Source organism: Bacillus cereus group sp. N24 (assembly GCF_016483345.1).
GTDB classification, from domain to species: domain Bacteria; phylum Bacillota; class Bacilli; order Bacillales; family Bacillaceae_G; genus Bacillus_A; species Bacillus_A toyonensis.
In genome coordinates this window covers 160,472-186,659 of sequence record NZ_JAEHCA010000003.1, presented here as the reverse complement: position 1 = coordinate 186,659, position 26,188 = coordinate 160,472, and the positions used below count along the sequence as shown (strand labels likewise).

Below are 26,188 nucleotides of genomic sequence, written 5' to 3'. Positions count from 1 at the left end.
CCCCCGTTAATTTTGTAAGATAGCTTTTCTAGCTAATTCATCAGCGACTTTATTTTGACTACTTGGAATCCACTTAATAAAAAAGAGATCGAAACTTTTTATGTACTGTAGTGCTTCCTCTAATAGTGGTGCAAACATTTTATTTTTTGCGTATTCTTTTTCAACAGCTCGCTCGACAAGTTGCGAATCTGTACGAAAAGAGACAATGTTATAATTATGCTCCGTACAATACTTTAATGCTGCAAGTAAAGCATGATATTCCGCTTCATGATTGGACATTGTTCCAAGTGGTAATGATAATTGTACAGGTGGCTGTATGCCTTTAATAAATACTCCCGCACCAGAAGGACCAGGATTTCCTTTTGATGCACCATCAATATACACTTCAATCAAAATGAGAAACCTCCAAATTATAAGATTATCCCCTACTTAAATGTTTCTTTGAAGTAGGGGATAGAGTACTTATCCCGCGTTAACGGGCAGTAAGACACCCACCTCAAAACTCGGCTGAAACAATGAAGTTAGGTGGGTGATCAACTGCCCGTAAATGCCCGATTGGTGAAGGCTAATAATCAGTGGGGATGAATATCCCCCACTGATTAAAGTTTCACTTTATCCGATTGTGATGCTGTAACGGCATGTAAATGTTTCATTCGCTTGTAAAGATTGAATTCCTTTTTTTTCCTTGAAATCTTTTGCTGGATTTATTTCATCAGCGATTCCATACCAAGGTTCAATACATAAGAAAGGTGCGTTATCCCCTGGTGTCCATACGCCGACAAATGGAAATCCTTCAAATTCTACTTTTACAAATTTATTATGTTTATGAGAACGAATAGAAATTTCATTCGTATTCATATTTTCAAAAATAAGTGCATCATTTTTGAATAAATCGTATGTAAGTGGCAATTCATTCGTATTTTCAGCGATTAAATGTTTTTTACTTGAAAGATAAGGTCCTTCTAATACACTTGTTTCTAAGCGTTCAGAACCGTTAAACGATAGATGATAATCTGTAAATGATTCGCCGTCTAATAGAGGGAAGTTGAATCCAGGGTGCGCTCCGATTGAGAAGAACATCTCTTTTGAAGCAGGATTGTTTACTTCATATGTAACATGTATATTTTGTTCTTCTACCTCATAAGAAATGAGTAGTTCAAATTCGTAAGGATATTTTTTTAATGTTTCTTCATTACTAGTAACGATATAAGTGATTTTTGTTTCACTTTGTTCTTTTACAGAGAACGTAAGATCACGAGCGAAACCGTGTTGAGTTAAAGAATATGGTTTACCGTCTACGTAGTATGTATTATCTACTAATCGGCCGACAATTGGGAATAAAATTGGTGCGCGACGTCCCCAATAAGTAGAATCACCTTGCCATAAATATTCTGTGTTATCTTCTTTTAAGCGAACGCTTTGCAATTCTGCACCTTTGTCAGAAATGGAAACGATCACTTTTTCATTTTGTATTGTTGCTGTCATGAAGTGAAACCTCCTAAATCTTTCATATGTTTCATTATACGTTGTCTAAAAGAAAAAAGGTAGTTGATGATAGGAATCTATTGACGAAAGCGTGTCTAATGCGTAGAATATAATCTTGTTGCTTAAAAAACGAATAACGTGGTTCGAAACCATCCCACGTAAAAAAACTAAGGAGATTTTGTCATGAATATAAGAACAATAGTCGGTAATGGTATTATAGCGGCATTATATATTGCTGTTTCTATGCTTATTCAGCCATTTGGCTTTACAGGTGTACAGTTTCGTATTTCAGAGATGTTTAATCATCTCGTTGTATTTAATAAGAAAGCAAGTTACGGAATTGTATTAGGTGTATTTTTAACGAATCTCTTTTTCTCACCTATGGTCGCTTATGATTTAGTATTTGGAGTAGGGCAATCTATTCTTGCATTAGTTGCAACGATTATTTCTATGCGATTCATTAAAGGTGTTTGGGCTCGTATGATTTTTAATACAGTTATCTTTACGATTACAATGTTTATGATTGCAATTGAACTTCATCTTGCATTTGATTTACCATTTATGTGGACTTGGTTAACATGTGCAGCAGGTGAATTCGTAGTAATGGCGATTGGTATGCCTGTAATGTACTGGATTAATAAGCGAGTACAATTTGAAAGATTTATGTAATAGATGAAAAAGCTATTCCTATAGGGATAGCTCTTTTTGTATGTGATTATATTGAATATAATACTGTGACTCTTGATAAAATATAATAAAATATAAATAAGAATTCTTATATAAGGGGAATTTAGCATGAAATATAAAATTCATTGGTTATATAAAACAAAACGCGGATTGCAGACGGAATTAACGACAGATTATATGAACATAGAAGAAGTACTTCAATTTGCGGAGGATTTTGAGAAAACAGGAAGAACGAAAGAACTTTTATTTTACGATGAAATGGATGCAGAATGGTCATTAAAAGAAATGAAGAAGCTGAGTAAACAAGTGGAGGAAGAGATTCAAGAAATACATGTTTATTTTGATGGTGGGTATGATCTTCAGACGAAAGAAGCTGGAGTAGGTATATGTGTGTATTATAAAAAAGGAAATACAAACTACCGAATTCGCCGTAACGCATATATAGAAGGTATATATGATAATAATGAAGCCGAATATGCATCATTATTATACGGTATAAATATACTCGAAGAATTAGGGATTAAGTATGAAGCAGTTACGCTTCGTGGAGACTCTCAAGTTGTACTGCAGCAATTGGCTGGAGAATGGCCTTGCTATGATGAGCATTTAAATCATTACTTAGATCAAATTGAACGAAAGGCGAAGCAAATGAAATTAAAGCTTGTATGTGAGCCAATATCTAGAAAACAAAATAAAGAAGCACATCAATTAGCAACGCAAGCATTAGAAGGGACAGTCATTGATAGTCATAAAGAAATAACCGAATAGAGAGGTGCAAAGGTGGATAAAAAGCAACTCATTACAGAGGTAAATGACTTATTAGAAACGTATTGTGAAGGATGTTTTTTACGAGAACATAATCGGAAAACGAATAGTAAATATTATGCCCATTCATTTTGTATTAGGCAATGTACAGTTGGAGAAACGTTGAAAAAATATGGAGAACAGTTGTCATAAAAAAACATCCAGAGAAAACTCTCTGGATGTTTTTTTAGTGCTTCGCTTCATGTAATTGATGCTCGCACTTACTTAATTTCTTTTCCTCATTCATTAAAAATGGCTCATCTAAATCTGTTGCAACAGATTTCATAATCTCAAGTTGAGAGCGAGCTGCTTCTACTGCAGTAGTGGCATGCTCCAGTGTGTCTGGATCCATTGAAATTGTTGCAGAACCTACCATTTTTTGTGCTGTTTCTACACGGAATTTCACTTCTTCAAAATCATTTACTTCTGAACCCATTGTAATTGCCTCCTTTGTGAATTGCGCATTTCACATAGTTTTCGCTCTGTAAAACGGAAATATACAAAGGAATAACAAAGGAGGTTACCAAGTAAGGTAACCTCCTGTCATATGTTGGATTAAAGTTTTACTACGTTAGCAGCCTGAGGTCCACGGTTTCCTTCAGTGATATCGAAAGATACTTCTTGACCTTCTTCTAAAGCTTTGTAGCCGTCACCTTGAATAGCAGAGAAATGTACGAATACATCGTCAGCGCCGTCCATTTCGATAAATCCAAAACCTTTTTCGTTGTTAAACCATTTTACTTTTCCTTGCATGTTACAATTCCTCCTAAAAACATTTGCTTTTTTCATTTAGTGAAATTCATTTGAAAAGATAATATAAACTAAAAATGCTATAATCTTGAATATTCTGCTAAATGATTAATTTAAATATACACGAATTGGTAGAAATTAGTCAAGTAAGCGATTTTATTTTTTTGTATTTTTAAATAATTTTTTGGTCAAATGTTTAAAAAGGTATAGGACAGGCCGGTTATGTAATATTCTCTATTGAATGCTATACATAATGAGGTGAAAGAATGAATAAGTCTTACTTATTAGATAATGAAGGAATGAGAACGAGAACGGATATACCGAATTGGGTTGCAAAAGAATTTCAAAATTTTTCAAGCATCGTGTTAGAAGCAACTTTCCCATGTTATTTCGGTTTAACAGCGTTGAAAAAAAATGAACTTCGTTATTCATTTCTTTCTCATAATGATTGGAGTCATTTGCCACATACAATGTTATCTTTTTTAGAATTAATGAAAGAGCGTCCAATAGTAAGAAGAGGATTTTTTCTTTTTGTGGAACCGGAATGTGAAGAACAATCACTTGAATATTATCGTGATTACTTTTGGAAAGTACTACAGTATTTACATGAACACGATAATCAAACATGGCCGCAGCAAGTTCCAGAAGATCCAAATCATTATTTATGGGAATTTTCATTCGGTGGTGAACCGATATTTGCATTTGGGAATGCACCGGCTTATAAACAGAGAAAGACTAGGCATTTAGGAAATTCACTCGTTATTGGATTTCAGCCACGTACCATTTTCGATGGATTAGAAGGTGATCGTCCTAAAGGGGCGTATTCAAGACAAATGGTTCGTGAACGAGTTGAAAAGTGGGATCAGCTGCCGAAACATCCTAACATTAGTCATTACGGTGATCCTGACCATCGAGAATGGAAACAATATTTTATTGGAGACGATATTGAGCCAATAAAAGGGAAATGTCCTTTTCATCATAAGGTAGAGAAATAAGAGCCATCATCTAGATGGCTCTTTTGTATATTTTGGATAAAAAAGGGTATTTTATTATGAAAGCTAGTCTATTTTTAAAGGTTACATCATTACTTAATAGTAAAGGAAGTAGAAAGGATAGAGCGATGTTTGGAGCAATTATACAGCAAATTGTATTAGGTATTTCATTAGCGGCACCAGTAGGTCCAATTAATATTGAAATGTTAAAACGAGGAATTGAACGCGGGTTTTGGCATGCGTGGGTTGTTGGAATTGGTGGAATGACTGCAGATGTTTTGTTTATGCTTCTCATTTATTTCGGTTTATCTTCTGTGTTTATGTATACATACGTACAAGCTCTTATGTATTGCACGGGGTTTTTCTTATTATTTTATTTAGGATTTCAAAGTGTAAAACAAGGAATTTCCCACTCGAATATGGAATATAAAAAAGAAGAGGTAGGTGGCCTTAAACAATCGTTTATGGCAGGATTTTTAATTGCTATATCCAATCCATTAAATCTTGTTTTTTGGTTTGGTATATATGGAAGCACACTTAGCTCATTGCTTACGAAGGTAACGAAACAAGAAGCTTTCTTGTACAGTCTATGCATTATTGTTGGTATTATTTTATGGAATTTAAATATTGCTTTTTCTGTACATTTTGGAAGGACTTTATTAAAACAGAAAGCACTTGGCTACATAACAGCCGGAGCAGGTATTATTTTAGTAGGATATTCTATCCATTTTGCATACAAAGCTTTACAGTTGTTCACATAAGATTGAAGGGGAGATTTTTATGTATCGAACCACTATTGACGGAAAAGAAATTATTATTACGTTAGCACCAAAAATCCGAAAAGAAATTACTGATAGGGATCCATTATATGAAGCGGTATTTAATACTGCAGCCAGATTGCTACAAACGAAACAACCAACGTTTGCAGTAAATCATGAAGTATTTGGACTCATTATTGGAGAGGTACAAAGGGGAGAAGTAACAGTGTTTGCAGTAGAACACATTATTCCGAAGCAAAATATATTTGGAACAAACAATTTTTTCTCGACAATAGAACAGCGGGCAAATTTGTAAAGTGAATAGAAAAGAAATAGTCGTAACGATACGTTGCGGCTGTTTTTTTGGAAAAAGGGGAAGTAAGATGAAGAGAGCAGGGAAAGAGTTCTTTTTACAGCATGATATTGTTATTATGTATAGTATTTTATTTATTTTCATCATTATTTTAAAAATGTAATTTTTCACATGGATCGGTATGTTAGCGTGTCTGTTTGGTATTGTTTTTTATACGCTTAACGAATATATGACCCATCGTTTTTTATTCCATTTAAAGCCGCCTAAAAACGTATTTTTATTAAAAATGTTAAGAAGATTACATTATGATCATCACGTATACCCAGATGATTTGAAACTTTTATTTTTGCCTGTATGGTTTAGTGTACCTAGCTTTACTATATATTTACTTATATCATATGGTATTACAAAAAGTGTTACCGTTACACTTTCATTTGGAATCGGAATGATTATCATGCTCCTTGTTTATGAATGGAAACATTATATTGCACATAAGCCGATTCGTCCCGTCACTAAGTTTGGAAGGTGGCTAAAAAAACAGCATATATTAAACCATTATAAAAACGAAAAGTTTTGGTTTGGTGTTTCAAATCCAGTATTCGATTTTATATTTGGAACGCTTAAAGATGGAAAAGACGTTGAATTAAGCGAAACAGCTCGTAATTTAGAAAAGGAAAGAAGTGGTGCGATAAGCACCACTTCTTTCTTAACGAGGAAAAAATGTGTACGGGTATTTGTTAGAATCGGGCTAATAATCGGTGTGGGGTGTACGAAACCCATACGGATTTAAGTTGCACTTTATTGTGAAAAAGTATATTAAAAATTTAGAGAAAATTGACGAAAAATGTCTACCGAAAAATCTTTGCAGGAATGTATGGATTGTCTAAAATGAAAATAAGTTTCTGAATATTTATAAAATTTAGTCTTTGTGTATACGAAGGGGAAGTGCATTTCGAGTTGGAGAGGGGAGTAGGGGATGAAACGAGATGATACGTCAGCACGTAAGTTGCAAAATGAAGTGAATTATACAGAGGTTGTTCAGTCAGAAGAATTTCAATTGTTATTAAATACGAAGAAGAAGTTTATCGTTCCAATGAGTATTTTCTTTTTCAGTTTTTTTATTGCGCTACCTATTTTAACATCGTATTCGAAAGTGCTTAATACACCAGCATTCGGTGATGTGACATGGGCATGGGTATTTGCTTTTGCGCAATTTATTATGACATGGTCATTATGTATGATTTATAGTAAGAAAGCTCAATCCTTTGATGAAATTTCGCGAAAAATTCTACAAGATATGCAAAAAGGGAGGAGTTGAATTTGAATACTACTGCGTTTGCACTATTTTTAATTATTGTTCTTGGTACGCTCGTCATAACCTATTTTGCATCGAAAAAAACGAAAAATGCGAGTGAGTTTTATACGGCTGGAGGGGGATTAACTGGTTGGCAAAATGGTCTGGCCATCGCTGGGGATTATATGTCTGCTGCGTCATTCCTCGGTATTGCTGGAGCGATAGCGTTAACTGGATTTGATGGATTTTTTTATAGTATTGGATTTTTAGTTGCGTATTTAGTCGTATTATACCTAGTTGCAGAACCGCTTAGAAATTTAGGGAAGTACACATTGGCGGATATGATTGCAGCGCGTTTTGATGCGAAAAAAGTTCGCGGTATTGCTGCCCTGAATACGATGACAATTTCAATTTTTTATATGATTGCCCAATTAGTCGGTGCGGGTGCACTTATTAAATTATTATTAGGAATAGAATATACGACAGCAGTTTTAATCGTTGGCACATTAATGACAGTGTACGTTATTTTTGGTGGTATGACTGCTACGAGTTGGGTACAAATTGTTAAAGCTGTATTACTAATGGCTGGTACATTTATTATTTCTGTTATCGTTTTTGCAAAATTTAATTTTAGTGTGACTGAAATGTTTGCTCAAATGAAAACAGCTACGCCATTAAAAGATTCGTTTTTAAATCCAGGAGTAAAGTATAAAGATGGTCTTGATACACTTTCTTTAAATTTAGGACTAGTACTTGGTACAGCTGGATTACCACATATTCTTGTGCGCTTTTTTACAGTGCGAGATGCAAAAACGGCACGTCAATCTGTTGTGTATGCGACATGGTTAATTGGCGCATTTTATATTATGACAATTTTCTTAGGATTTGGAGCAGCAGCATTTGTAGGAAATGAGGCGATTATTAAAGCAAATCCTGCTGGTAATATGGCAGCACCTTTATTAGCTAAAGCATTAGGTGGGGACTTCTTATTTGCTTTCGTATCAGCCATTGCCTTTGCAACCATTTTAGCTGTAGTAGCAGGACTTGTATTAACAGCAGCATCAGCATTTGCGCATGATTTTTATAACGAGATTATCCGTAAAGGAAAGTCTACTGAAAAAGAGCAAGTGTCAATGGCTCGTTATGCTTCGATTGGAGTAGCTGTAGTATCTATTATACTTGCGTTATTTGCGCAAACCTTAAACGTAGCATTTTTAGTTTCATTAGCATTTGCAGTCGCGGCTAGTGCAAACTTACCAGTTATATTATTTACAATCTATTGGAAGCGTTTTAATACAACGGGTGCCATTTCTGGTATGGTCGTTGGACTCGTATCAGCAATTGTTCTTGTAGCGTTAAGTCCAAACGTCTGGAACCCTGTAGCTGGAAAAGCTATTTTTGTTGGAGAAGCCTTATTCCCATATACGACACCTGGCATTATTTCGATTCCGCTTGGTTTCCTAGCAGCATATTTAGGAACTATTTTCTCTAGTAAGAAAGAAGATGTAGCGAAGTTTGATGAAATTCTTGTGAAATCGAATACTGGTCATGGTATTAACGACGCATCTTCACATTAAAAAAGAGGAGCTTTTCGTATTAAAAGAAAAGCTCTTTTTCTTTTGTCATTTTCTTATAAAGTGAAACTTTAATCAGTAGGGGGGGTTCATGCTCACTGATTATTAGCCCGCACCAATCGGGCTTTTACGGGCAGTTAATCTCCCACCTAACTTCTTTGCTCCAGCTGAATTTTTGGGTGGGCGTTTTACTGCCCGTGAATGCGGGATAAATATTACTGTGTTGTAAGTAGGATTTGTCATAATTTTGTGGAATGAAAATAAGCAGGGAGAAATTTAAATCATCATGGCACCAGCGCAGCTTTTGTGAAAAATAAGTTGTTATGGAAGGTGGAAGAAATGATGAAAACGAAACAAACTGACGAATTATTAGCAAAAGATGAGCAATATGTTTGGCACGGCATGCGTCCCTTTAGTCCAAGTAGTACAATGGTAGGGGCAAAAGCAGAAGGGTGCTGGGTTGAAGATATACATGGAAAAAGATATTTAGATGGTATGAGTGGTCTTTGGTGTGTAAATAGTGGGTACGGAAGAAAAGAACTCGCAGAAGCCGCTTATGAACAATTACAAACATTATCGTACTTTCCGATGTCGCAATCACATGAGCCAGCAATAAAGCTTGCTGAAAAGTTAAATGAGTGGCTTGGAGGAGAATATGTTATTTTCTTCTCAAATAGTGGGTCAGAAGCGAATGAAACAGCTTTTAAAATAGCAAGGCAATACTATGCACATAAAGGTGAACCACATCGTTATAAATTTATGTCACGTTACCGAGGATATCATGGAAATACAATGGCGACAATGGCAGCGACGGGACAAGCGCAGCGTAGATATCAATATGAGCCTTTTGCCTCAGGATTTTTACACGTAACACCGCCAGATTGTTATCGTATGCCAGAAATGGAATCACAAAATATTTATGATGTAGAGTGTGTGAAAGAAGTAGATCGTGTTATGACATGGGAATTAAGTGAAACGATAGCCGCATTTATTATGGAGCCGATCATTACAGGCGGAGGTATTTTAATGCCACCACAAGACTATATGAAAGCTGTTCATGAAACATGTCAAAAACACGGTGCGCTACTCATTAGTGATGAAGTGATTTGTGGTTTCGGGCGTACAGGAAAAGCATTTGGATTTATGAACTATGATGTTAAGCCTGATATCATTACGATGGCGAAAGGTATTACGAGTGCATACTTACCATTATCAGCAACAGCTGTGAAAAAAGAAATTTATGAAGCATTTAAAGGAACTGGGGAATATGAATTTTTCCGCCATATTAATACATTTGGTGGAAACCCGGCGGCTTGTGCATTAGCACTTAAAAACTTAGAGATTATGGAAAATGAAGATTTAATTGGACGCTCTGCACAAATGGGCTCACTTTTATTAGAGCAATTAAAAGAAGAAATCGGGGAACATCCGCTAGTTGGAAATATTAGAGGGAAAGGTCTATTAGTAGGAATTGAACTAGTAAATGATAAAGAGACGAAAGAACCAATTGATAACGACAAAATCGCGACTGTTGTAAATGCTTGTAAAGAAAAAGGTTTAATTATAGGACGAAACGGTATGACAACAGCAGGGTATAATAATGTTTTAACATTAGCGCCGCCTCTTGTTATTTCAAGTGAAGAAATTGCTTTCGTTGTTGGTACGTTGAAGACAGCGATGGAGCGTATTTAATCAAATAAAAGAACAAAAGTGAGCTGTAATATAAGGCTCGCTTTTGTTTATTACGTGAAATATGGTAGTTTTTTAAAGGGAGGGGATATGAATGGAGAAATATGACCCTAGTCAACATTATCACATCGGATATTATGAAGATGGATATGATTTAGAAGTGACAGCGTACAAAAGAATAAAGGAACCAGTTTGGGATGCTTATATTCCGCACTATGAGGTAGACGATTTTTATAAGAAAGTGGAGGAAATGAAGCTAGGTGAATATATCGATGACTATGGCATTAAAGTATATTCATTTCGTGATAATATTGATGATGAAGAAGCAAGGACTATTTTTGAAAAATGGTTAAAGACGAATGAGATTGTTTAAAGAGAAAATGAAAAAGGAGATTACTATTTTATAAAATAGTAATCTCCTTTTATTATAGTAAACTTATTTACTTGCTTTCATTGCTTTATCTTTGGCACCAAAAGTGTATTTTAACATTGGTGGTGTAATCATTGTAGTTAAAATAACGACAATAACGATAGCTGTAAAGTAATCTTGTGCTAATAGTCCAGAAGAAAGACCTGTTCCTGCGATGATAAGTGCAACTTCACCACGTGAAACCATTCCAGCACCGATAATTGCAGAAGACTTTGCATCAAATCCAGTCATGCGTGCACCAAATCCACAACCGATTAGTTTTGTGAAGACAGCGATAACTGTTAATGCTAAGATGAACCAAATTTGATTACCAATACCATCAAATGTAATATTCATACCGATACTAACAAAGAATACTGGAACGAACATTGCGTAAGCAATCGGTTCTACTTTCTTTTCTACTTCATGTTTGTAGTTCGTTTGAGAAATTGCGATACCAGCTGCGAAAGCACCGATAATACCAGCAATTCCTAATAATTCGCCGAAATATGCGAATGAGAAACAGATAATAAGAGCCGCGCTCACGATAGACTCAGATACGCGTAGTGGTGATAACCAACGCATAATCGCTGGAACACCTTTCCATCCGATTAAAATAATAGAAGCGAAGAATACGACCTTCTTCAAGATAACCATTGTTAAGTTAACATCGTCTGTACCTAAGAAGCTCATTGCGAATGCTAATAAAATAACAACAAGAATGTCATCAAATACAGCTGCTCCAAGCATCGTTGTACTTTCACGTGTTTTCATCTTACCTAAATCGCGAAGTGTTTGAACGGAAATACTAACACTTGTCGCACATAGAAGTAATCCTAAAAATACAGCGTTCCCTTGTTCCATTCCCATAACAAGACCGGAAACATAACCACCTACGAATGGAAGAATGATACCTCCGAGTGCAACTGCTAAAGAAGAGTTACGATTTGCATTTAATTCTTCTAAGTCTGTTTCAAGTCCAGCCATAAACATTAAAAGAATAACACCAACATTACTTAATTGTGTTAGAAGTTCTGAGTTTTCAATCCAACCTAATACAGCTGGACCTATAACGATACCGACAATTAATTTACCGAGTACAGAAGGTTGACCTAATCTAACACTAAGGTCACCAGCAAGCTTTGTACTTAATAAAATAAGTGCAATTTGAAAGAAAAATTCGAATTCCATTTGATCCTCTCCTTATCACTTTGTATTTTTATTAAACGATTTCTCGGAATTTGCCTAATGAAAATATGTAAAACCCATTAAACAAAGGGTCTTATTACAGGTTCTTTTGAACTTGTAATTTGAACCTGTAATCAATATATAATAAAATTTATAAAAAATCAATGAAAAAATAGCAGATTTTCATGATGAGATTCGATTTAGGTATAGAGGGAATCAATATATAATAAGAAGAAATAAGGAAACATTTTTAATGAATTGGAGAATGGAATATGTTAATAAACAAACGCTTTACAATTGGAGAAATGGCAAAAATGCATAATATCGCAGAATCTACATTAAGGTATTATGATGAAAAAGGAATTTTTCACCCGTCTATTGTCGATCCGCAAACGAATTATCGTTATTACACAATTGATCAGTTTTCACTGTTAGATACGATTAAATTTTTACGACAGTTAAATATTCCGTTAAAGGAAATTAAGAAATATATTGATGAGCGGAACCCATCTTATGCGCTTAATTTACTTGAAAAGCAACAAGAAATGATGTTAAAGAAGCAAAGAGAAATTGAGTATGCTTTAGCAAAAATGGAACATAGAATTTATGTAATTAAGGAAGCGACGAAAGTAAAAGCTGAAAAAATCATAGTTAAAGAAATCCCGCAGCGAAAGATTACAGCGATTGCGGTTGCACCAAATACAACAGATGATATGTTTGAGTATTATATCCATTCGTTGCAGAAAAATATGAAACAAATAGATAATAGCTTATTCTCTGGAGATATCGGTGTAACGGTTGCCAAAAAAGCATTAATTCAAAATGAATTTCAATCATACAATAGTGTTTTTATTCTTTTGGATTATATGCCTTTTCAAGTACATAGTTCAGATGAAATTAAAGCAGGTATATTTGCGTGTGCTTATCATCATGGACCATATGAAGAAACAGATGAAACATACAAGGAGTTAATGAAATACATCTCTCAAGAGGGATATGAAGTGAGCGGAGATTCGATTGAGATTGCATTAATTGATTGGTCTGTAACAGAAAATCCAGAGGAGCAAGTAACGGAAATTCAAATCCCTATAATGAAAAAACAATGAAATAAGGTGTAAGACTCGTACTAATTACAAATCGGCATCAATGACGATAATTAAGTTACCTATTTTTAAATTCTCTCTTGACCTTCAAGTTACTTGAAGGTTTAAACTGTGAACAGAGCGTTGAAAAAAGGAGCATATTAGTATGGAAGCAACAGAAAAATTAAGAGAAAAACCGATAAAAAGTTTATTTATTTCATATTTAATACCAGCAGTTCTCGGAATGGTATTAATGTCAGTTAATATTGTGATTGACGCGGTCATGATTAGTAGGGGAGTTGGAGCGAACGGTTTAGCGGGAGTAAACGTCGCTATTCCAGCATTTTCGATTTTCTTCTCCATTTCATTATGGATTGGAATGGGCGGAGCAACATTATATTCGATTGCACTAGGCGAAAATAAACTTGAAAGAGCAAGGTCTATTTTTACGCAATCTATGACTGTAGCAGTTATTATCGTAGGCGTTTTAGCGGCTATTTGCGTATGGAGAATAGAAGATTTAGCATACTTATTCGGTGCAAATGAAGTGATTTTACCGTATGCGTTAGACTATTTACACGTGTTATTAACATTTGGAATGATATACGTGTTAGAAAATATTTTAAGTACATTTATACGAAATGATGGAAATCCTAATTTAGCAATGGCAGGTCTTGTTGTAACGGCTGTATTAAACATAGTGTTTGACTATATCTTTATTTTCATCTTTGGATGGGGTGTAACAGGTGCTGCTTCAGCGACTATTCTTTCGGCAACAATTGGTTTCCTTGTATTATTAACTCACTTCTTTAGAAAGAGTAGTATTTTAAAGTGGACGAAATTCCATTTTGAATGGGATACGGTTAAACAAATAATGGTGATTGGTTTCCCAAGTTTTACAGCAGAAAGTACAGTAGCAATCGTAACGATTGGTTTTAACATCGCATTCGTTCAATATGCAGGAGAAGTAGGAGTCGCTTCCTATGCAATGGTGAATAGCATTCATGCGATGGCATTACTATTATTCTTTGGTGTTGGAGCAGCATTACAACCAATCGCCAGTTTCCATTACGGTGCAAATTTATCAGAAAGATTGCGTGAAGGATTACAGTTTGCTGTGAAGATTGCGGTTGTACTCGGAGGCATTGCGATAATTGTCGGATTATTCTTCGGGAAATATATCATTGGTCTATTTGATGTCCAATCGCCAGAACTATTGGAGTTAACGTTAACAGGTATTAGCTTGTTCTTTATCCAATACGTATTTTTAGGCTACAACATTGTGTATGGAGAGTACTTCCAATCAGTGCGACAAACGAAGAAATCAGTACTTATTATAATGAGCCGAGGGTTACTATTTATTATTCCGTTGTTATGGATTATGCCAAAGTTATTTGGAATAAACGGAATTTGGCTCGTTATGCCGGTTGCGGAAGTATTGACAGCAATTATCGTATTTACGATGAATCGTATGAAACATCCTGTTCCGTTACATATGGCAGGAAAGAAAGAAGCAATATAATGAAGAAAATCCCCTTGAGCAAGTAAGGGGATTTTTTCATTCTTTTAAACTAATCGCAAAAGACCCATCCGTTTCTTGAACAGACGCAAAAGCCACATTTTTAATATTTGTGATGCCTTTTTCTTTTAACTCTTTATATAACCACTTTTCGTCTTTATGGATCAACTTTAAGTTATCGTATTGAATTTGAGAATCGACAATAAGGGCGATTGGTAATCCAGCATACTTAACATGTATATTCATATCCTTTGGAGTCAATGGTACAAGTTCTCGCTTTGGTAAAATGCTAATGGCTCCATTCGCTTCTAAAATAGCGTATTCAATTTCATGAACACTTGGATATCCGGCGACGCGAAGGTTAGAAAGCAATTCGGGTATGGGATATCTACTTTTTTGTAAGTTCTCAAAAATAATATCACCATGTTTAATTAAAATAATGGGGTGTCCGAGAATGAAACGATTTAGTTTGTTGAGTAAGCTTAATTTTGTAAGAAGTAAGTGCAAACATGTAATAACGACCATACCGAGAAATGCTTGTAAAGCACCAGCGACTGGTATGGCTTGAAAAGCTAAATAAGATAAAAAGATAATAGCTCCAAAATCATGAGGAATTAGTTGTGCTAATGCGGATTTACCGAGTAACTTAAGCGATAGTAAAAATAAAATAAAAAAGAATGATACGTTACATAAAAAGAGAAGCAATAGGGACACTCCTTCGTGCGAAGTTGTACTTACTATTCCCAAAAATAATAGAAATATTACCTTTTAGAGGATAAATAAGGGTTATTTGGAATTTTTCTGTATACAAACGAATAAATGGATATTATGATGAAAGAAGCAAAGAACATAGGAGTATATGGATATGAGAAAGAAGAAAATAATTAAGTATATTATAGCAATTATAACGGTTTGCGCCGTGTACGCGGTTTTTTTACAATATAACATTTATAAGCATGGGCATATGAAAGCTACCGACGATGCTGATTATATCATTGTATTAGGCTCGAAAGTAAATGGTACGAAACCATCGTACTCATTACAATATCGTATTGATAAAGCAGCTGAATATTTAAAATCACATGAGAAAACAATTGCTATCGTATCTGGCGGACAAGGAAAATGTGAAGATATTTCAGAAGCATTAGCGATGAAACAAGGATTAATGAAACAAAATATTGCAGAAGACCGTATTATAATGGAGGATAAATCAACGAGTACAGATGAGAATATTACATTCTCAAAACCGTTAATTCCAGCCAATATGAAAAAAGGTATGATCGTAACAAACGATTTCCATATGTTTAGAGCGAAAAAAATAGCAGCAAAACAAGGTTTGCAATTAGAAGGGCTTCCTGCCAAAACACCGAAGCCAATTATCATCCCATCGAATGTCCGAGAATATTTAGCCATTACGCAATATTGGTTTATGAATCGAATATAGTGAAAGTAATCCCGCCCGAAATTCGAGGCGGGATTTATTTTGAGGAAAATCTTACAAAACTGTCATCTTAATGAAAGGTAAAGCGATAGTTTCTAGAATGGATTCCTGACATAATAAAGATAACAAAAACTATTTAGAGGTGAATCGGATGAAAGGAAATAATATATTATCTTCACTATGTTACTTTAGTATCTTTTTTGCACCATTTTTACTGCCAATTATCGTGTACTTCGTTGCGGAAGATGAAGTGAAATATCACGCGAAAAAAGCATTTTGGTCACATGTTTTTCCGTACGCAATCTTATTTGCTGGATTAGCAGTATCAGGCGTATACGGTTTAGGCTTCGATCAATCTGATGGCGCGGGAATTGGGATGGCTATCACATATGCAGTATTCATTCTTGTAGGAATTTACTACTTCATTTGGAATATCGTAAAAGGTATTAAAGTTTTGAAAGCAGCGTAATAAGACGAGAAATAAATTGGGGTAATTTCGTCGTTATTTGTCGGTAAATCGATATTTCTTGTCGAATCGTCGATATATTCGAAAAATCGTTGATATAGTGCAAGGAATCGTTGATATATTTAAATTATCGTTGATATAATTTCATTTACCGTATCGATAGACATTTTAAAAAGAGCAATTCAAAAAGAATTGCTCTTTTTGTGCTTATAAGTTGTGAATATTGAAAAAGATATGTTAATTTTTCATTATGAAGAGAAAAAAGGAGTGTTTTTCATGAATGAGATCATACATAAAATGGAGCAACACGTTTCAGTTCGTAAATATAAAGAAGAATCCATTCCGAAAGATGTAGTAGAAAGAATGGTTCAAGCTGCGCAGCATGCCGCTTCCTCGCATTTTGTACAGGCCTATTCTGTTGTATATGTAACCGATCAAGACCTAAAGGCTAAACTAGCAGAACTATCCGGAAATCGTCACGTGAAAGAGTGTGCAGCATTCTTTGTTTGTTGTGCAGACTTAAAGCGACTTGAAATGGCGTGTGAAAAGCATGGTACAGAGATAAAGCATGAAGGGGTGGAAGATTTTATCGTTGCGACGGTAGATGTTTCACTTTTTGCGCAAAACTTAGCACTAGCAGCGGAATCATTAGGATACGGTATTTGTTATATTGGTGGTATTCGTAATAACCCGAAAGAAGTGAGTGAATTGCTTCATTTACCGGATAAAGTATATCCTGTGTTTGGAATGACAGTCGGTGTGCCAGATGAAGAACATGGAGTTAAACCACGTTTACCGGTAGCAGCAATTCTTCATGAAAATGGATATGATGAAAAGAAATATGATGAATTATTAAACGAATATGATGAAACGATGAGCGCATATTACAAAGAAAGATCATCAAATCAAAAAAACATAACATGGACGGAATCAATGAGCTCATTTATGTCCAAAGAGAAAAGAATGCATATGAAAGAGTTTTTAAGTGAGAAAGGGTTAAATAAAAAATGAGTAAAAAGAGAAATGAGATAGTGTTCGAATAGCTATAGAGGGAGGAGATAAAATGAAGAAAGCTTTAATACTTCTATTTGATGGATTTGCAGAATTTGAAGTGAATATAGCGAGCTTGTTTTTGAAAAGTAAGGAATTTGAAATAATAACGGCAACTGTAGATGGAAAAAACGTTACAGGAGAAGGTGGTTTTTTGTGTCAACCACATGTCTCTATTGAGCAAATTAAAATAGAGAACTATGAAGTGTTTATCGTACCAGGCGGACATATTTTTGATCATTTAGAAAATGAACAATTGTTATCTATTGTGAACAAATTACATAAGCAAAATAAATGGATAGCGGGTATTTGTGCAGGAACATCTTTATTACATGCAGCAGGAGTGCTGAATAAGAAGAAATTCTCAACATCATTAACATCAGATGAAAAACAATTAGCACATTTACATGAATGGGAATATAAACAAAACAAAGATGTAACTGTTGATGGGAAAATAATAACAGCGGTAGGGTCTGCATATGTTGAATTTGCTACTGAAATAATGAAGCAACTCAATTTATTTAATGAAGCTGAAGCGAAGGAGAACTTGCAATACTTTAAAAATGTAACAGAGCTTTGTGATGAAACGTTAGTATAAGTGAATAAATTAATTGTTAATACCTAAGTTCAGATTGTAGATACTACTTTCTGAACTTAGGTATTTTATTTGTTATCATATACATAGAAATAAAAAATTAATAAATTTTTACAAAAGTGATAGAAAATGAGAATGAAATGCCAATAGTAAGTAAAGGCAGCTGCTAAAGGGGAACTGAGGAAGGAAGATGTTTATGATTTTCGATTCTGAAGAGGATTTAATTATAGCAATGAAAAAACGTGATCAAGATGCTTTGAAAGAAGTGATTGATTAATATGGAAAATTAATTTTGTACATTATTCATAAATCATTAAGTACCCCTATTGAAAAACAATATGTGGATGATTGTTATAATGATGTATTTACTATCATTTGGTTTCAAATCGAACAATTTGATATAGAAAAGGGCAACTTAAAATCTTGGATGATTGGTATTACTAAATTAAAGGCATTGGAATATAAAAAGAAAGTATATAAAGAGAATAAAATTGATAAAGACGTAGAAATAGATGCAGGTATCCATGATAAGTATGAAATAGAACAAGAAGAGATTATGGAAATCGTACAAGATTTAAATACAAAGGATCGATATATCTTTTTAAAGAGGTATATTGATGGATATTCCATTGACGATATTGCAAAAGAATTAAAAGTAACGGCTGACTATATATACAATCGAATCTCTCGTGGAAAGAAAAAACTTCAAAAACTGTGGAAAGGGAGTGTGTAATATGGATAAAAGATTATTATCGATGTTAAATGAGCTCCAATATTCAGAAGAAGAAATTACACGTTTAGAGAAAGAAGCGAATGAGTCTATAAATATAGATAAGTATTATGTAAGAAATGGAGAACTATTAAAAAAATTAACTGTACAAATGTTAGAAGAATCAATTCGCAACGAATTACAAACTGGTGAAGAAATTGAGAAGGAACTGCTAGTAGACGAAGGATGTATGGTAAATAGTAAAGTCATACCAAATATATTATACGCAGGAGCTACCTTTTATTATTATATCGTTTTAACGAATAAAAGGGTGATAATGAAAGGGTTAGATTGTTATTTTAAAAAGACAAATGAACATAGCGTGCCAATAGAGGATATACAATCCGTTTCGCAACATAAAAAAAATGAAAAATGTCTTTGAGATTAAATATAATAATAAATATATACAATTTGGAAGTGTTGCGTATGCACATGAAATTGCAATGATTATTATAGAGTTAAAAAAACGCGGAGTAAAAGTAGGAAAGTATACAGATTTAGAAAAAGGTTGGATGATTTTCTTCAGTGTATTTGTAATAGCAATGGGTAGCCTTCTAGCTTTACCATATTTAATATAAAAATAAAAAGCGGCATAATAGCCGCTTTTTATCGCTTAATTAATATTAAAAGGATCTTGTAGTTTTCAAATAATCTACTCATGAAAGAATTATTGGTGGATTAGTACTTGTAAATTGAAAATAAAGTTATTTGATTTGTGGAGTGAAATACTGCTCCGTACTTAAAAATACAACAATAATTTCATTTAAACCAAGCTGTTATTGCGCAATCTAAAGCATTTTCTATAACGAATTCAAACTATCAATAAGAAGATAAATACCTGTACAGCTCAAAAGGATATATGTAAATATTTTAAAAACTTGTTGATTAAGCCATTTGAAAATAATTTGACCTATAAACAAACCTAAAAATACAATTGGAATTGCATAAAAACTTGATTTCCAAATTGTTATGTCCGTTCCAGTAAAGAGTATTTGAGTTAGTAGACTAATGAAATATATAAACAGATAAAAAGCTAAAGTAGTTGCTCTTAACTTCTCTTTTTCAGTATCAGTTCCTGTAAAGTAAAGTAACAAGGGAGGTCCTGGCATACCGATACTTGTCGTTAAAAGACCTGATAATCCACCAACTACGAAATCTCTAAATGGTGTTGATCTAACCTTAAAGTTACATAGTAGCAACAATGTTAATAGTAAGAGTAGGATGCTAATTGTTAATTTAAAAGTGTTTATGTTAACGGAAATGAAGATTAAAATTCCAAAAGGTACACCGGCTATACTTCCAAAAATAAACCGTTTCAGTAAAATAAAATCAACGTCCATTCTTATTTTCCAAATGAGTGATATGGAAATAATTAATGATAGAATAATGTTTATTTGTATAGCTTCTTGTGGTAAAAATAACATGAGTAAGAAAGGTGTTGCCATTATGGAAAAGCCAAATCCTGTACTGGCTTGCAAAACAGAAGCCACCAATATTATGCATATGAAAATTAATGTAATCTCCAAAATAGCCCCCCTATTTAATCAAATTCAATACGTATTTTATTACTACAAAAATCGAATTTAGCTATTTTGAGCCTATAGAATAAGTGCAATCTTTCACAATCTTACTTTTATTTTAACATAAATATTTGATTTTTCTCAAATGGTGTTCAAGTAAAGGGCCTTTTAATGAAATGAAATGACTTGTATTTTATTTCATTAAATTGTTATACAAAAATAATGAATGAGAGCAAATAAAAGTTAGCAGTGAGCTATATAGTATCAGTAGGATCTTCACTAAGCTTCCCGCGATAAAATAAGAAAAGCCATATAAAACTAACAAAAATACAACATATAGCTAACAGGCTACCAATTACTTGGAGAGAAAGGGTTTCTAAAAGCCAGCCTGTAATAAACATAGATAGCTGAATGAGAGAACCATATATGGAATAATGAAATGAAAAAACTTTACCAATCATGTTTTCTTCGGTATACATTTGTAATAAGGTTGTGTCTAAAGGGACGATAATCCCCCCTGCGATACGCATGCAGAGTAAAGTAATAATACCGATAATAAGCTGATTGGATAGAACGAATCCGAGAAAGAAAAATCCTTGTAGTAAGTACGCCAAGCCAAATGCTTTTTTCATTGTCTCCTTATTTTTACATACATATAGATTAACGAATAGACTACCAATAATAAGACCTAATCCTTGAACACTATATAAAATTCCAATATTAGCATGGAAGATCCTTTCGGCATAAATTGTTAAAAGAAGTTGATAAGCACCACCAATAATCCCCCATGAAATTCCGACAAGAATTAATGCTAATATAATTTTTTTCTGTAATATGTACGTGTATCCATCTTTTATATCCACAAAAAATGACTTTTTTATGTTAAATTTTTTGTGAGAAGGGATATTCAACTTATAAATGATTAAAGCGGAAACAAAGTAGGATAGGCTATTAATGATAAAAGCAATTTCTATACTTAAAGCCTGGGCGATAATCCCACCTAATGAGGCGCCCATAATTGACATAAAGCCATTAACTGTACTAGAAAGTGTATTTGCAGTTACTAAATGTTTTTGCCTAATAATCATTTTTAGAGTTGATTGTTTAGCAGGCTCAAATAAGCAAGAGAGGACCGACAAACATATATTAGCTACGAAAATAATTTCAATCTTATAGGTTGCTAATAAGTAAGTGAGTACAATAACTCCTCTTAAAACATCGGTGGAAATCATAATCTTCTTTGTTGGAAATCGATCCACAAACCCTCCAATAAAAGGACTAAGAAGAAGTTGAGGTAACCCTTTACTCATAAAAGTTAGTGCGATCATAAACGGAGATTCTGTTACGCTATAAACGAATGTGAATAAAGCTACCGTATGAAACCAATCTCCCAGTACACTTAATGTTTGACCATAAAACAGTTTTCTAAAGTTTGTATTTGTTTTAAGCAGTGTGGAATAAGAAACTGACATAAAAGATTAATCCTCATGTATTAATGATGCTTGAACTTGTCTTTTCCATTCACTTAAATACATGTTCTCTGCTGCAGAAAGTTCAACAGGTAATTGTGCAATCAATTCTAAACTATTTCCATCAGGATCGTTAAAGTATACGGAGGCGTGTGCCAATTCTGGAAAAACGATCGGTTCAATTGGCTCCATTCCAAAGTCTTTTCTTGCTGAAATTCCTTTTTGACTTAGCCAATGTATTGCATTTTCTAAATCAAGCAAGCTTACTTGGAAGGCAATATGTCGCAAAGATGGGTGATAAGTAACTTTGTATTCTGTTCCTTCCCAAAGTCCGAGCCAACTCTCATTTTCTTTAATCCAAAAGAAAGCAATATCGTCACCTCTTTTATATAATTTTAGCCCTAGTGATTCATAAAAAGGTATTGATACTTCTAAGTTACGGACGGGTAAATGTGCCTCATAAAGACCTTTAATCATTGTAATCCCCCTTAGTAAAAATGTTTCTTATTTCATAGTAAACGATATTTTGTTAAATCAAATCAGAAATAAGAGGGATATAAATTCATACGAAAGTATGAAAAAACAGCTCAAATATGAGCTGTTTTCGTATAGTTTTTAGTTCATTTAGTAAGGATAGGATGATTAATATCCGTATCCGCCGCCACCCCAGCAGCTACATCCGATAATGATTAGAAGGATGAATAGTACGATAAGCAAAGCAAATCCACCGCCGAAACCAGCACAACTACCACCATAGCTCATGTGTTTTCCTCCTTTTTGTAAATTAATTTATATAATTCATGGACTACTATATACAATATGTTTTTCATGTGGAAAAGGAGCCAGTCTGTATTTGAATTAGACAAATGTCTGTGTGATTCAGGTTTTTCTATATTACATGTGCGGGAAATCTTACTAAATAAAGCGTTTACGGATTAAGAGTATGTTAAAAACGTAAAAATTGTAAAAAAAACCATTTTTATATTTTTTTATGAGGGAATATGTACTATAATTTTACAAGTAATATTATGGGAAAAGGGAGTTTTAGTTTAGAGATGGAGATGGGACGATTACAAAATAAAATAGAAAACAAAAAGAAAGAGTTAATTCAACTTGTTGCGAGACACGGATTGGATCATGATAAAGTTTTGTTATTTAGCCGAGATTTAGATATACTAATTAATAAGTTTATGAATGTAAAAGATAAGGTCCATAAATGAATAATTTATAGTTTTTCATATTAAGATATTAAACGAAAGAAAGGGGAGAAACGTTATTGGAACATTTACAAGATGAGCTTTATAAACAAATAAAAGAAGAAAAAGGTACTGTTACAGTTTTCTTAAAGAGTGGTGTGAGAATAGTCGGAGAAGTTGCTGGCGTAGACAAATTTACAGTTTTAATGTTAGTAGATGGAAAGCAACAGCTGATTTACAAGCAGGCAGTATCAACAATAATGAAATAAGACACTCTAGTAGAGTGTCTTATTTCATTATTTCTTACAAGCTTCAACGTCAATGCCAGCAGCTAATAACTTCTTTTCTCCATCTTGTTCAATAAGTTTTTGTAATTTAGAGAGGAAAGAGTCAAAGTTTGTATGTTTTGCGACTTGGAATGTCATTTTATGTTCAATTGGTAGCCACGTATTAATGTCAGCCTCGTTATGCTGAATTTTTACTTCCAATTTATCAAGCGCATTAGCAACTTTTGCTTCGTACGTTTCTTTCGCTTCAAACTCCATCCATAAATTATATAATTCCTCACCGAGAGAACCTTTTAATGTTTGTTTAATATTTAAAATTGCTTCAAGTTCATTTTTTTGTTTTTGTAATTGTAATTCGTGACTATTCATTGTATCAAAAGCAGGGATATCGCCAGCTTCAGCTTCGACTAGGTCGTGAATAATAACCATTTTAAGTAACTTTTCAATATTTACTTTTTGATCTAAATAAGGCTCAACTAAAATGGCCATTAGAGACATGCGCCATGTATGTTCGGCAACACTTTCTTGGCGTCCGTTAGAAAGCCAGCTATGTCGCATTTCGTATTTTAGTTTTTCTGCTAATGCAATGACTTGTAAAATGTTATGTTCCATCGTGATCCTCCTCTTATTTCCATACCATAATTCTAATATGGAAATGAAATGTGTCAATTTTATGAGTATATTGCGATAAATAGATGATAAGCGTATAATGAACGTTATATGTGAAAACGCATTATTAAAATAAAAAAATGTTTTATAAAAATGAAAAGGAAAGGGCAGGAATATGGGAGACGAAAAACAAGTATTTGCTAGACCAGAAAGAAAAAAAAGGAAGTTTGATATTTCTAGTCCAATGGGCATTATAGTAGGCTTCGCTATTGTAATAGCGGCGATCGTACTTAGTGGCGGTGGAATAAAAGCTTTTAAAAACTTCTTAGATATTCCATCTATTTTAATTGTCATAGGGGGAACGGCAGCGACAATTGTTGTGGCGTATCGATTTGGAGAAATAAAAAAATATACGAAAAGTATTTTTACTGTTTTACATAGAAGAGAAGAAGATTTAGAACAGTTAACGGATTTGTTCGTTGATTTTTCGAAAAAGTCTAAAAAGAACGGTTTACTTTCTTTAGAAGTTGATGGAGAACAAGTAGACAACCCTTTTATTCAAAAGGGGATTCGTTTAATGTTAAGTGGCTACGATGAAGATGAATTAAAAGAAGTGTTAATGAAAGATATAGAAACAGAAGTGTATGAGCTAAGAAAAGGGGCAACATTATTAGATAAAATTGGTGATTTCGCTCCAGCTTGGGGTATGATAGGGACTTTAATTGGTCTTATCATTATGCTTCAAAATTTGCAAGATACATCACAAATTGGTACAGGAATGGCAGTGGCGATGCTAACGACATTATATGGATCAGTACTTGCGAATATGATCGCAATACCTCTTGCGGAAAAGGTGTATCGTGGTATTGAGGATTTATATACAGAGAAGAAGTTTGTAATTGAAGCAATTTCAGAATTGTATCGTGGGCAAATTCCTTCTAAATTAAAGTTGAAACTTGATACGTATGTGTACGAAACGAAGATAAAAAAAGAAAAACGAGCAGCCTAATATTTCAAGGAGTGGTATGATGATAAAACGACCGCAAAAGGGATCGCCTCGTTGGATGACGACTTTTACAGATTTAACGATGTTATTATTAACTTTCTTTGTATTACTAGTTGCTACATCAAAGCAGGATGCAGTAAAATTGTCAAAGATGCTTGAAAAGTTTAGCGATGCGGAGCAAGTAGATGCAAAAGTAATGGAAAATACAATACCAGATATAACACATGAAAAAAATGATGAAAAAATGATCTCAAAAAAGAGAATGGATGAATTATATAAAAAGTTAAAAGCATATGTAGATAATAACGGTATTAGTCAAGTGAATGTATATCGAGAAGATACAGGGGTAAGTGTCGTTATCGTAGATAATTTAATATTTGATACGGGTGATGCGAACGTTAAACCAGAAGCAAAAGAGATAATGAGTCAATTAGTCGGATTTTTCCAATCAGTACCAAATCCAATCGTTGTGGAAGGACATACAGATAGTAGACCTATTCATAATGAGAAATTCCCTTCTAACTGGGAATTATCTTCAGCACGAGCAGCTAATATGATTCACCACTTAATCGAAGTGTATAATGTGGACGATAAGAGGTTAGCTGCGGTAGGATATGCAGACACAAAGCCAGTTGTACCAAATGATTCACCGCAAAACTGGGAGAAAAATCGTCGCGTTGTTATTTATATAAAAGAATAGTATATTGTTATTTTAATAATAAAATAATAAAAATACGAAAATTCTTTTAAAAAAATATTAAATTTTATCATTTTATTTTGTATAATGAGTGAGAATGATAAGGTGAAATATTAAGATATATTTATACATAGAAGGAGAGAATCAAAAAGAATGGCACATAAAATTTTAGTTGTAGACGATGCGATGTTCATGCGAACGATGATTAAAAACTTATTAAAAAGTAATTCTGAATTTGAAATTATCGGTGAGGCGGAGAATGGAGTAGAAGCAATTCAAAAGTATAAAGAACTTCAACCTGATATTGTAACATTAGATATTACTATGCCAGAAATGGACGGACTTGAAGCATTAAAAGAAATCATTAAAATTGATTCAAGTGCAAAGGTTGTTATTTGTTCGGCAATGGGACAACAAGGTATGGTATTAGATGCAATTAAGGGTGGGGCGAAAGACTTTATTGTAAAGCCATTCCAAGCGGATCGTGTAATCGAAGCTTTAACAAAAGTAGCAAATAGCTAATATAAAAGGGGTGCCAC

The 26,188-nt window shown here is 33.8% G+C and carries 33 protein-coding genes, 2 pseudogenes and 1 riboswitch; of the genes and pseudogenes, 24 read left to right on the top strand and 11 right to left on the bottom strand.

The window, feature by feature from the left end:
• Positions 1–6: 6 nt before the first annotated feature.
• The gene (locus tag JDS95_RS06875) at positions 7–393 is read right to left on the bottom strand and encodes a reverse transcriptase-like protein (RefSeq protein WP_000573867.1); all 387 of its coding nucleotides are present in this window, start codon (positions 391–393) and stop codon (positions 7–9) included.
• Between the two features lie 219 nt (positions 394–612).
• Entirely contained in the window at positions 613–1,485 is an 873-nt protein-coding gene (locus JDS95_RS06870; protein ID WP_000127407.1) for an aldose 1-epimerase family protein, read from the bottom strand.
• A 132-nt stretch (positions 1,486–1,617) separates the two neighbouring features.
• Positions 1,618–1,662: riboswitch (PreQ1 riboswitch) on the top strand.
• A gap of 6 nt (positions 1,663–1,668) precedes the next feature.
• Here JDS95_RS06870 and JDS95_RS06865 point away from each other — a divergent pair.
• The 3 genes from JDS95_RS06865 (at position 1,669) to JDS95_RS06855 (ending at position 3,129) form a co-directional block, all read left to right on the top strand.
• Positions 1,669–2,154 (top strand): QueT transporter family protein, encoded by a 486-nt coding sequence (locus tag JDS95_RS06865; protein WP_001026463.1) that lies wholly within the window; start codon positions 1,669–1,671, stop codon positions 2,152–2,154.
• A gap of 126 nt (positions 2,155–2,280) precedes the next feature.
• Positions 2,281–2,940 carry a ribonuclease H family protein gene (locus tag JDS95_RS06860; protein ID WP_199690347.1) on the top strand — a complete coding sequence of 220 codons (660 nt, stop codon included), beginning with the start codon at positions 2,281–2,283 and terminating at the stop codon, positions 2,938–2,940.
• A gap of 12 nt (positions 2,941–2,952) precedes the next feature.
• On the top strand, positions 2,953–3,129 hold the full coding sequence (locus JDS95_RS06855; protein WP_000358801.1) for a zinc-finger domain-containing protein: 177 nt from the start codon (positions 2,953–2,955) through the stop codon (positions 3,127–3,129).
• Between the two features lie 34 nt (positions 3,130–3,163).
• Here the strand turns inward: JDS95_RS06855 and JDS95_RS06850 are convergent, their stop codons facing one another.
• Both JDS95_RS06850 and cspB read right to left on the bottom strand, forming a co-directional pair.
• Entirely contained in the window at positions 3,164–3,412 is a 249-nt protein-coding gene (locus tag JDS95_RS06850) for a DUF2564 family protein (RefSeq protein ID WP_000534393.1), read from the bottom strand.
• A gap of 119 nt (positions 3,413–3,531) precedes the next feature.
• A complete protein-coding gene (gene cspB / locus JDS95_RS06845; RefSeq protein ID WP_001161728.1) occupies positions 3,532–3,729 on the bottom strand; it encodes a cold shock-like protein CspB in 198 nt (65 codons plus the stop codon).
• A gap of 263 nt (positions 3,730–3,992) precedes the next feature.
• Here cspB and JDS95_RS06840 point away from each other — a divergent pair, with 263 nt between their 5' ends.
• From JDS95_RS06840 to JDS95_RS06805, 8 genes and pseudogenes are all read left to right on the top strand, one after another.
• Positions 3,993–4,721, top strand: coding sequence for a YqcI/YcgG family protein (locus JDS95_RS06840; RefSeq protein WP_001043780.1), 729 nt, complete (start codon positions 3,993–3,995; stop codon positions 4,719–4,721).
• A 14-nt stretch (positions 4,722–4,735) separates the two neighbouring features.
• Complete coding sequence (locus tag JDS95_RS06835) at positions 4,736–5,479, top strand: LysE family transporter (protein WP_001196845.1); 744 nt, start codon at positions 4,736–4,738, stop codon at positions 5,477–5,479.
• A 19-nt stretch (positions 5,480–5,498) separates the two neighbouring features.
• Positions 5,499–5,792 carry a hypothetical protein gene (locus JDS95_RS06830; RefSeq protein WP_000286358.1) on the top strand — a complete coding sequence of 98 codons (294 nt, stop codon included), beginning with the start codon at positions 5,499–5,501 and terminating at the stop codon, positions 5,790–5,792.
• Positions 5,793–5,859: 67 nt separating this feature from the next.
• Positions 5,860–6,579 (top strand): annotated as a pseudogene (locus tag JDS95_RS06825) (sterol desaturase family protein).
• A gap of 186 nt (positions 6,580–6,765) precedes the next feature.
• Positions 6,766–7,107, top strand: a complete 342-nt coding sequence (locus JDS95_RS06820) for a DUF485 domain-containing protein (RefSeq protein ID WP_000817371.1) — start codon at positions 6,766–6,768, stop codon at positions 7,105–7,107.
• A 2-nt stretch (positions 7,108–7,109) separates the two neighbouring features.
• A complete protein-coding gene (locus JDS95_RS06815) occupies positions 7,110–8,660 on the top strand; it encodes a solute symporter family protein (protein ID WP_206773830.1) in 1,551 nt (516 codons plus the stop codon).
• A 339-nt stretch (positions 8,661–8,999) separates the two neighbouring features.
• The gene (locus JDS95_RS06810; RefSeq protein ID WP_000850988.1) at positions 9,000–10,349 is read left to right on the top strand and encodes an aspartate aminotransferase family protein; all 1,350 of its coding nucleotides are present in this window, start codon (positions 9,000–9,002) and stop codon (positions 10,347–10,349) included.
• Positions 10,350–10,440: 91 nt separating this feature from the next.
• On the top strand, positions 10,441–10,719 hold the full coding sequence (locus JDS95_RS06805) for a DUF3986 family protein (RefSeq protein ID WP_000417075.1): 279 nt from the start codon (positions 10,441–10,443) through the stop codon (positions 10,717–10,719).
• A 63-nt stretch (positions 10,720–10,782) separates the two neighbouring features.
• Here the strand turns inward: JDS95_RS06805 and JDS95_RS06800 are convergent, their stop codons facing one another.
• Positions 10,783–11,946, bottom strand: a complete 1,164-nt coding sequence (locus tag JDS95_RS06800) for a cation:proton antiporter (protein ID WP_000393900.1) — start codon at positions 11,944–11,946, stop codon at positions 10,783–10,785.
• Between the two features lie 269 nt (positions 11,947–12,215).
• On the opposite strand from JDS95_RS06800, the gene JDS95_RS06795 reads away from it, so the two are divergent.
• Both JDS95_RS06795 and JDS95_RS06790 read left to right on the top strand, forming a co-directional pair.
• The gene (locus JDS95_RS06795) at positions 12,216–13,049 is read left to right on the top strand and encodes a MerR family transcriptional regulator (RefSeq protein WP_000906738.1); all 834 of its coding nucleotides are present in this window, start codon (positions 12,216–12,218) and stop codon (positions 13,047–13,049) included.
• 142 nt (positions 13,050–13,191) lie between these two features.
• Positions 13,192–14,547 (top strand): MATE family efflux transporter, encoded by a 1,356-nt coding sequence (locus JDS95_RS06790; RefSeq protein WP_199690345.1) that lies wholly within the window; start codon positions 13,192–13,194, stop codon positions 14,545–14,547.
• Between the two features lie 36 nt (positions 14,548–14,583).
• Here JDS95_RS06790 and JDS95_RS06785 read toward each other — a convergent pair whose 3' ends face one another.
• Complete coding sequence (locus tag JDS95_RS06785; RefSeq protein WP_199690344.1) at positions 14,584–15,249, bottom strand: DUF421 domain-containing protein; 666 nt, start codon at positions 15,247–15,249, stop codon at positions 14,584–14,586.
• A gap of 160 nt (positions 15,250–15,409) precedes the next feature.
• Here JDS95_RS06785 and JDS95_RS06780 point away from each other — a divergent pair, with 160 nt between their 5' ends.
• The 6 genes and pseudogenes from JDS95_RS06780 (at position 15,410) to JDS95_RS06755 (ending at position 19,443) form a co-directional block, all read left to right on the top strand.
• A complete protein-coding gene (locus tag JDS95_RS06780) occupies positions 15,410–15,988 on the top strand; it encodes a YdcF family protein (RefSeq protein ID WP_199690343.1) in 579 nt (192 codons plus the stop codon).
• A gap of 148 nt (positions 15,989–16,136) precedes the next feature.
• Positions 16,137–16,454: a magnetosome magnetite crystal formation protein family gene (locus tag JDS95_RS06775; RefSeq protein ID WP_000678050.1), complete on the top strand. Its 318-nt coding sequence runs from the start codon at positions 16,137–16,139 to the stop codon at positions 16,452–16,454.
• 273 nt (positions 16,455–16,727) lie between these two features.
• Positions 16,728–17,462 (top strand): oxygen-insensitive NADPH nitroreductase, encoded by a 735-nt coding sequence (nfsA, locus tag JDS95_RS06770; RefSeq protein ID WP_001002408.1) that lies wholly within the window; start codon positions 16,728–16,730, stop codon positions 17,460–17,462.
• 52 nt (positions 17,463–17,514) lie between these two features.
• Positions 17,515–18,099, top strand: a complete 585-nt coding sequence (locus JDS95_RS06765; RefSeq protein ID WP_000709471.1) for a type 1 glutamine amidotransferase family protein — start codon at positions 17,515–17,517, stop codon at positions 18,097–18,099.
• Positions 18,100–18,385: 286 nt separating this feature from the next.
• Positions 18,386–18,829: a sigma-70 family RNA polymerase sigma factor gene (locus JDS95_RS06760; protein ID WP_226534309.1), complete on the top strand. Its 444-nt coding sequence runs from the start codon at positions 18,386–18,388 to the stop codon at positions 18,827–18,829.
• 1 nt (position 18,830) lies between these two features.
• Positions 18,831–19,443, top strand: a pseudogene (locus JDS95_RS06755) (PH domain-containing protein).
• 222 nt (positions 19,444–19,665) lie between these two features.
• Here the strand turns inward: JDS95_RS06755 and JDS95_RS06750 are convergent.
• The 4 genes from JDS95_RS06750 to JDS95_RS06735 form a co-directional block, all read right to left on the bottom strand.
• Complete coding sequence (locus tag JDS95_RS06750; protein WP_000406809.1) at positions 19,666–20,391, bottom strand: sulfite exporter TauE/SafE family protein; 726 nt, start codon at positions 20,389–20,391, stop codon at positions 19,666–19,668.
• A 248-nt stretch (positions 20,392–20,639) separates the two neighbouring features.
• On the bottom strand, positions 20,640–21,857 hold the full coding sequence (locus tag JDS95_RS06745) for an MFS transporter (RefSeq protein WP_144467012.1): 1,218 nt from the start codon (positions 21,855–21,857) through the stop codon (positions 20,640–20,642).
• Positions 21,858–21,863: 6 nt separating this feature from the next.
• Positions 21,864–22,331, bottom strand: a complete 468-nt coding sequence (locus JDS95_RS06740) for a VOC family protein (RefSeq protein ID WP_000589701.1) — start codon at positions 22,329–22,331, stop codon at positions 21,864–21,866.
• A gap of 165 nt (positions 22,332–22,496) precedes the next feature.
• Positions 22,497–22,616 (bottom strand): YjcZ family sporulation protein, encoded by a 120-nt coding sequence (locus JDS95_RS06735; protein WP_000120179.1) that lies wholly within the window; start codon positions 22,614–22,616, stop codon positions 22,497–22,499.
• Positions 22,617–22,855: 239 nt separating this feature from the next.
• Here JDS95_RS06735 and JDS95_RS06730 point away from each other — a divergent pair, with 239 nt between their 5' ends.
• Together JDS95_RS06730 and hfq are read left to right on the top strand one after the other, a co-directional pair.
• Complete coding sequence (locus tag JDS95_RS06730) at positions 22,856–23,074, top strand: aspartyl-phosphate phosphatase Spo0E family protein (RefSeq protein WP_000291696.1); 219 nt, start codon at positions 22,856–22,858, stop codon at positions 23,072–23,074.
• A gap of 56 nt (positions 23,075–23,130) precedes the next feature.
• Complete coding sequence (gene hfq / locus JDS95_RS06725; RefSeq protein WP_000400654.1) at positions 23,131–23,319, top strand: RNA chaperone Hfq; 189 nt, start codon at positions 23,131–23,133, stop codon at positions 23,317–23,319.
• Positions 23,320–23,346: 27 nt separating this feature from the next.
• Here the strand turns inward: hfq and JDS95_RS06720 are convergent, their stop codons facing one another.
• Positions 23,347–23,949 carry an HD domain-containing protein gene (locus tag JDS95_RS06720; RefSeq protein WP_000400765.1) on the bottom strand — a complete coding sequence of 201 codons (603 nt, stop codon included), beginning with the start codon at positions 23,947–23,949 and terminating at the stop codon, positions 23,347–23,349.
• A gap of 172 nt (positions 23,950–24,121) precedes the next feature.
• Between JDS95_RS06720 and JDS95_RS06715 the strand changes: the two genes are divergently transcribed.
• The 3 genes from JDS95_RS06715 (at position 24,122) to JDS95_RS06705 (ending at position 26,171) form a co-directional block, all read left to right on the top strand.
• Positions 24,122–24,955 (top strand): flagellar motor protein MotP, encoded by an 834-nt coding sequence (locus JDS95_RS06715; protein WP_000502107.1) that lies wholly within the window; start codon positions 24,122–24,124, stop codon positions 24,953–24,955.
• Between the two features lie 19 nt (positions 24,956–24,974).
• Positions 24,975–25,652 carry an OmpA family protein gene (locus JDS95_RS06710; RefSeq protein ID WP_000596044.1) on the top strand — a complete coding sequence of 226 codons (678 nt, stop codon included), beginning with the start codon at positions 24,975–24,977 and terminating at the stop codon, positions 25,650–25,652.
• Positions 25,653–25,802: 150 nt separating this feature from the next.
• Positions 25,803–26,171, top strand: coding sequence for a response regulator (locus tag JDS95_RS06705; RefSeq protein ID WP_000940571.1), 369 nt, complete (start codon positions 25,803–25,805; stop codon positions 26,169–26,171).
• Positions 26,172–26,188: the final 17 nt, after the last annotated feature.

Bases quoted from the DNA above. Each gene is read 5' to 3' on its own strand.
- JDS95_RS06870 (WP_000127407.1), bottom strand. From the start codon at position 1,485: ATGACAGCAACAATACAAAATGAAAAAGTGATCGTTTCCATTTCTGAC.
- JDS95_RS06865 (WP_001026463.1), top strand. From the start codon at position 1,669: ATGAATATAAGAACAATAGTCGGTAATGGTATTATAGCGGCATTATAT.
- JDS95_RS06860 (WP_199690347.1), top strand. From the start codon at position 2,281: ATGAAATATAAAATTCATTGGTTATATAAAACAAAACGCGGATTGCAG.
- JDS95_RS06850 (WP_000534393.1), bottom strand. From the start codon at position 3,412: ATGGGTTCAGAAGTAAATGATTTTGAAGAAGTGAAATTCCGTGTAGAA.
- cspB (WP_001161728.1), bottom strand. From the start codon at position 3,729: ATGCAAGGAAAAGTAAAATGGTTTAACAACGAAAAAGGTTTTGGATTT.
- JDS95_RS06840 (WP_001043780.1), top strand. From the start codon at position 3,993: ATGAATAAGTCTTACTTATTAGATAATGAAGGAATGAGAACGAGAACG.
- JDS95_RS06835 (WP_001196845.1), top strand. From the start codon at position 4,736: ATGGCTCTTTTGTATATTTTGGATAAAAAAGGGTATTTTATTATGAAA.
- JDS95_RS06830 (WP_000286358.1), top strand. From the start codon at position 5,499: ATGTATCGAACCACTATTGACGGAAAAGAAATTATTATTACGTTAGCA.
- JDS95_RS06820 (WP_000817371.1), top strand. From the start codon at position 6,766: ATGAAACGAGATGATACGTCAGCACGTAAGTTGCAAAATGAAGTGAAT.
- JDS95_RS06810 (WP_000850988.1), top strand. From the start codon at position 9,000: ATGAAAACGAAACAAACTGACGAATTATTAGCAAAAGATGAGCAATAT.
- JDS95_RS06805 (WP_000417075.1), top strand. From the start codon at position 10,441: ATGGAGAAATATGACCCTAGTCAACATTATCACATCGGATATTATGAA.
- JDS95_RS06800 (WP_000393900.1), bottom strand. From the start codon at position 11,946: ATGGAATTCGAATTTTTCTTTCAAATTGCACTTATTTTATTAAGTACA.
- JDS95_RS06795 (WP_000906738.1), top strand. From the start codon at position 12,216: ATGTTAATAAACAAACGCTTTACAATTGGAGAAATGGCAAAAATGCAT.
- JDS95_RS06790 (WP_199690345.1), top strand. From the start codon at position 13,192: ATGGAAGCAACAGAAAAATTAAGAGAAAAACCGATAAAAAGTTTATTT.
- JDS95_RS06780 (WP_199690343.1), top strand. From the start codon at position 15,410: ATGAGAAAGAAGAAAATAATTAAGTATATTATAGCAATTATAACGGTT.
- JDS95_RS06775 (WP_000678050.1), top strand. From the start codon at position 16,137: ATGAAAGGAAATAATATATTATCTTCACTATGTTACTTTAGTATCTTT.
- nfsA (WP_001002408.1), top strand. From the start codon at position 16,728: ATGAATGAGATCATACATAAAATGGAGCAACACGTTTCAGTTCGTAAA.
- JDS95_RS06765 (WP_000709471.1), top strand. From the start codon at position 17,515: ATGAAGAAAGCTTTAATACTTCTATTTGATGGATTTGCAGAATTTGAA.
- JDS95_RS06745 (WP_144467012.1), bottom strand. From the start codon at position 21,857: ATGTCAGTTTCTTATTCCACACTGCTTAAAACAAATACAAACTTTAGA.
- JDS95_RS06740 (WP_000589701.1), bottom strand. From the start codon at position 22,331: ATGATTAAAGGTCTTTATGAGGCACATTTACCCGTCCGTAACTTAGAA.
- JDS95_RS06735 (WP_000120179.1), bottom strand. From the start codon at position 22,616: ATGAGCTATGGTGGTAGTTGTGCTGGTTTCGGCGGTGGATTTGCTTTG.
- JDS95_RS06730 (WP_000291696.1), top strand. From the start codon at position 22,856: ATGTACTATAATTTTACAAGTAATATTATGGGAAAAGGGAGTTTTAGT.
- JDS95_RS06720 (WP_000400765.1), bottom strand. From the start codon at position 23,949: ATGGAACATAACATTTTACAAGTCATTGCATTAGCAGAAAAACTAAAA.
- JDS95_RS06715 (WP_000502107.1), top strand. From the start codon at position 24,122: ATGGGAGACGAAAAACAAGTATTTGCTAGACCAGAAAGAAAAAAAAGG.
- JDS95_RS06710 (WP_000596044.1), top strand. From the start codon at position 24,975: ATGATAAAACGACCGCAAAAGGGATCGCCTCGTTGGATGACGACTTTT.
- JDS95_RS06705 (WP_000940571.1), top strand. From the start codon at position 25,803: ATGGCACATAAAATTTTAGTTGTAGACGATGCGATGTTCATGCGAACG.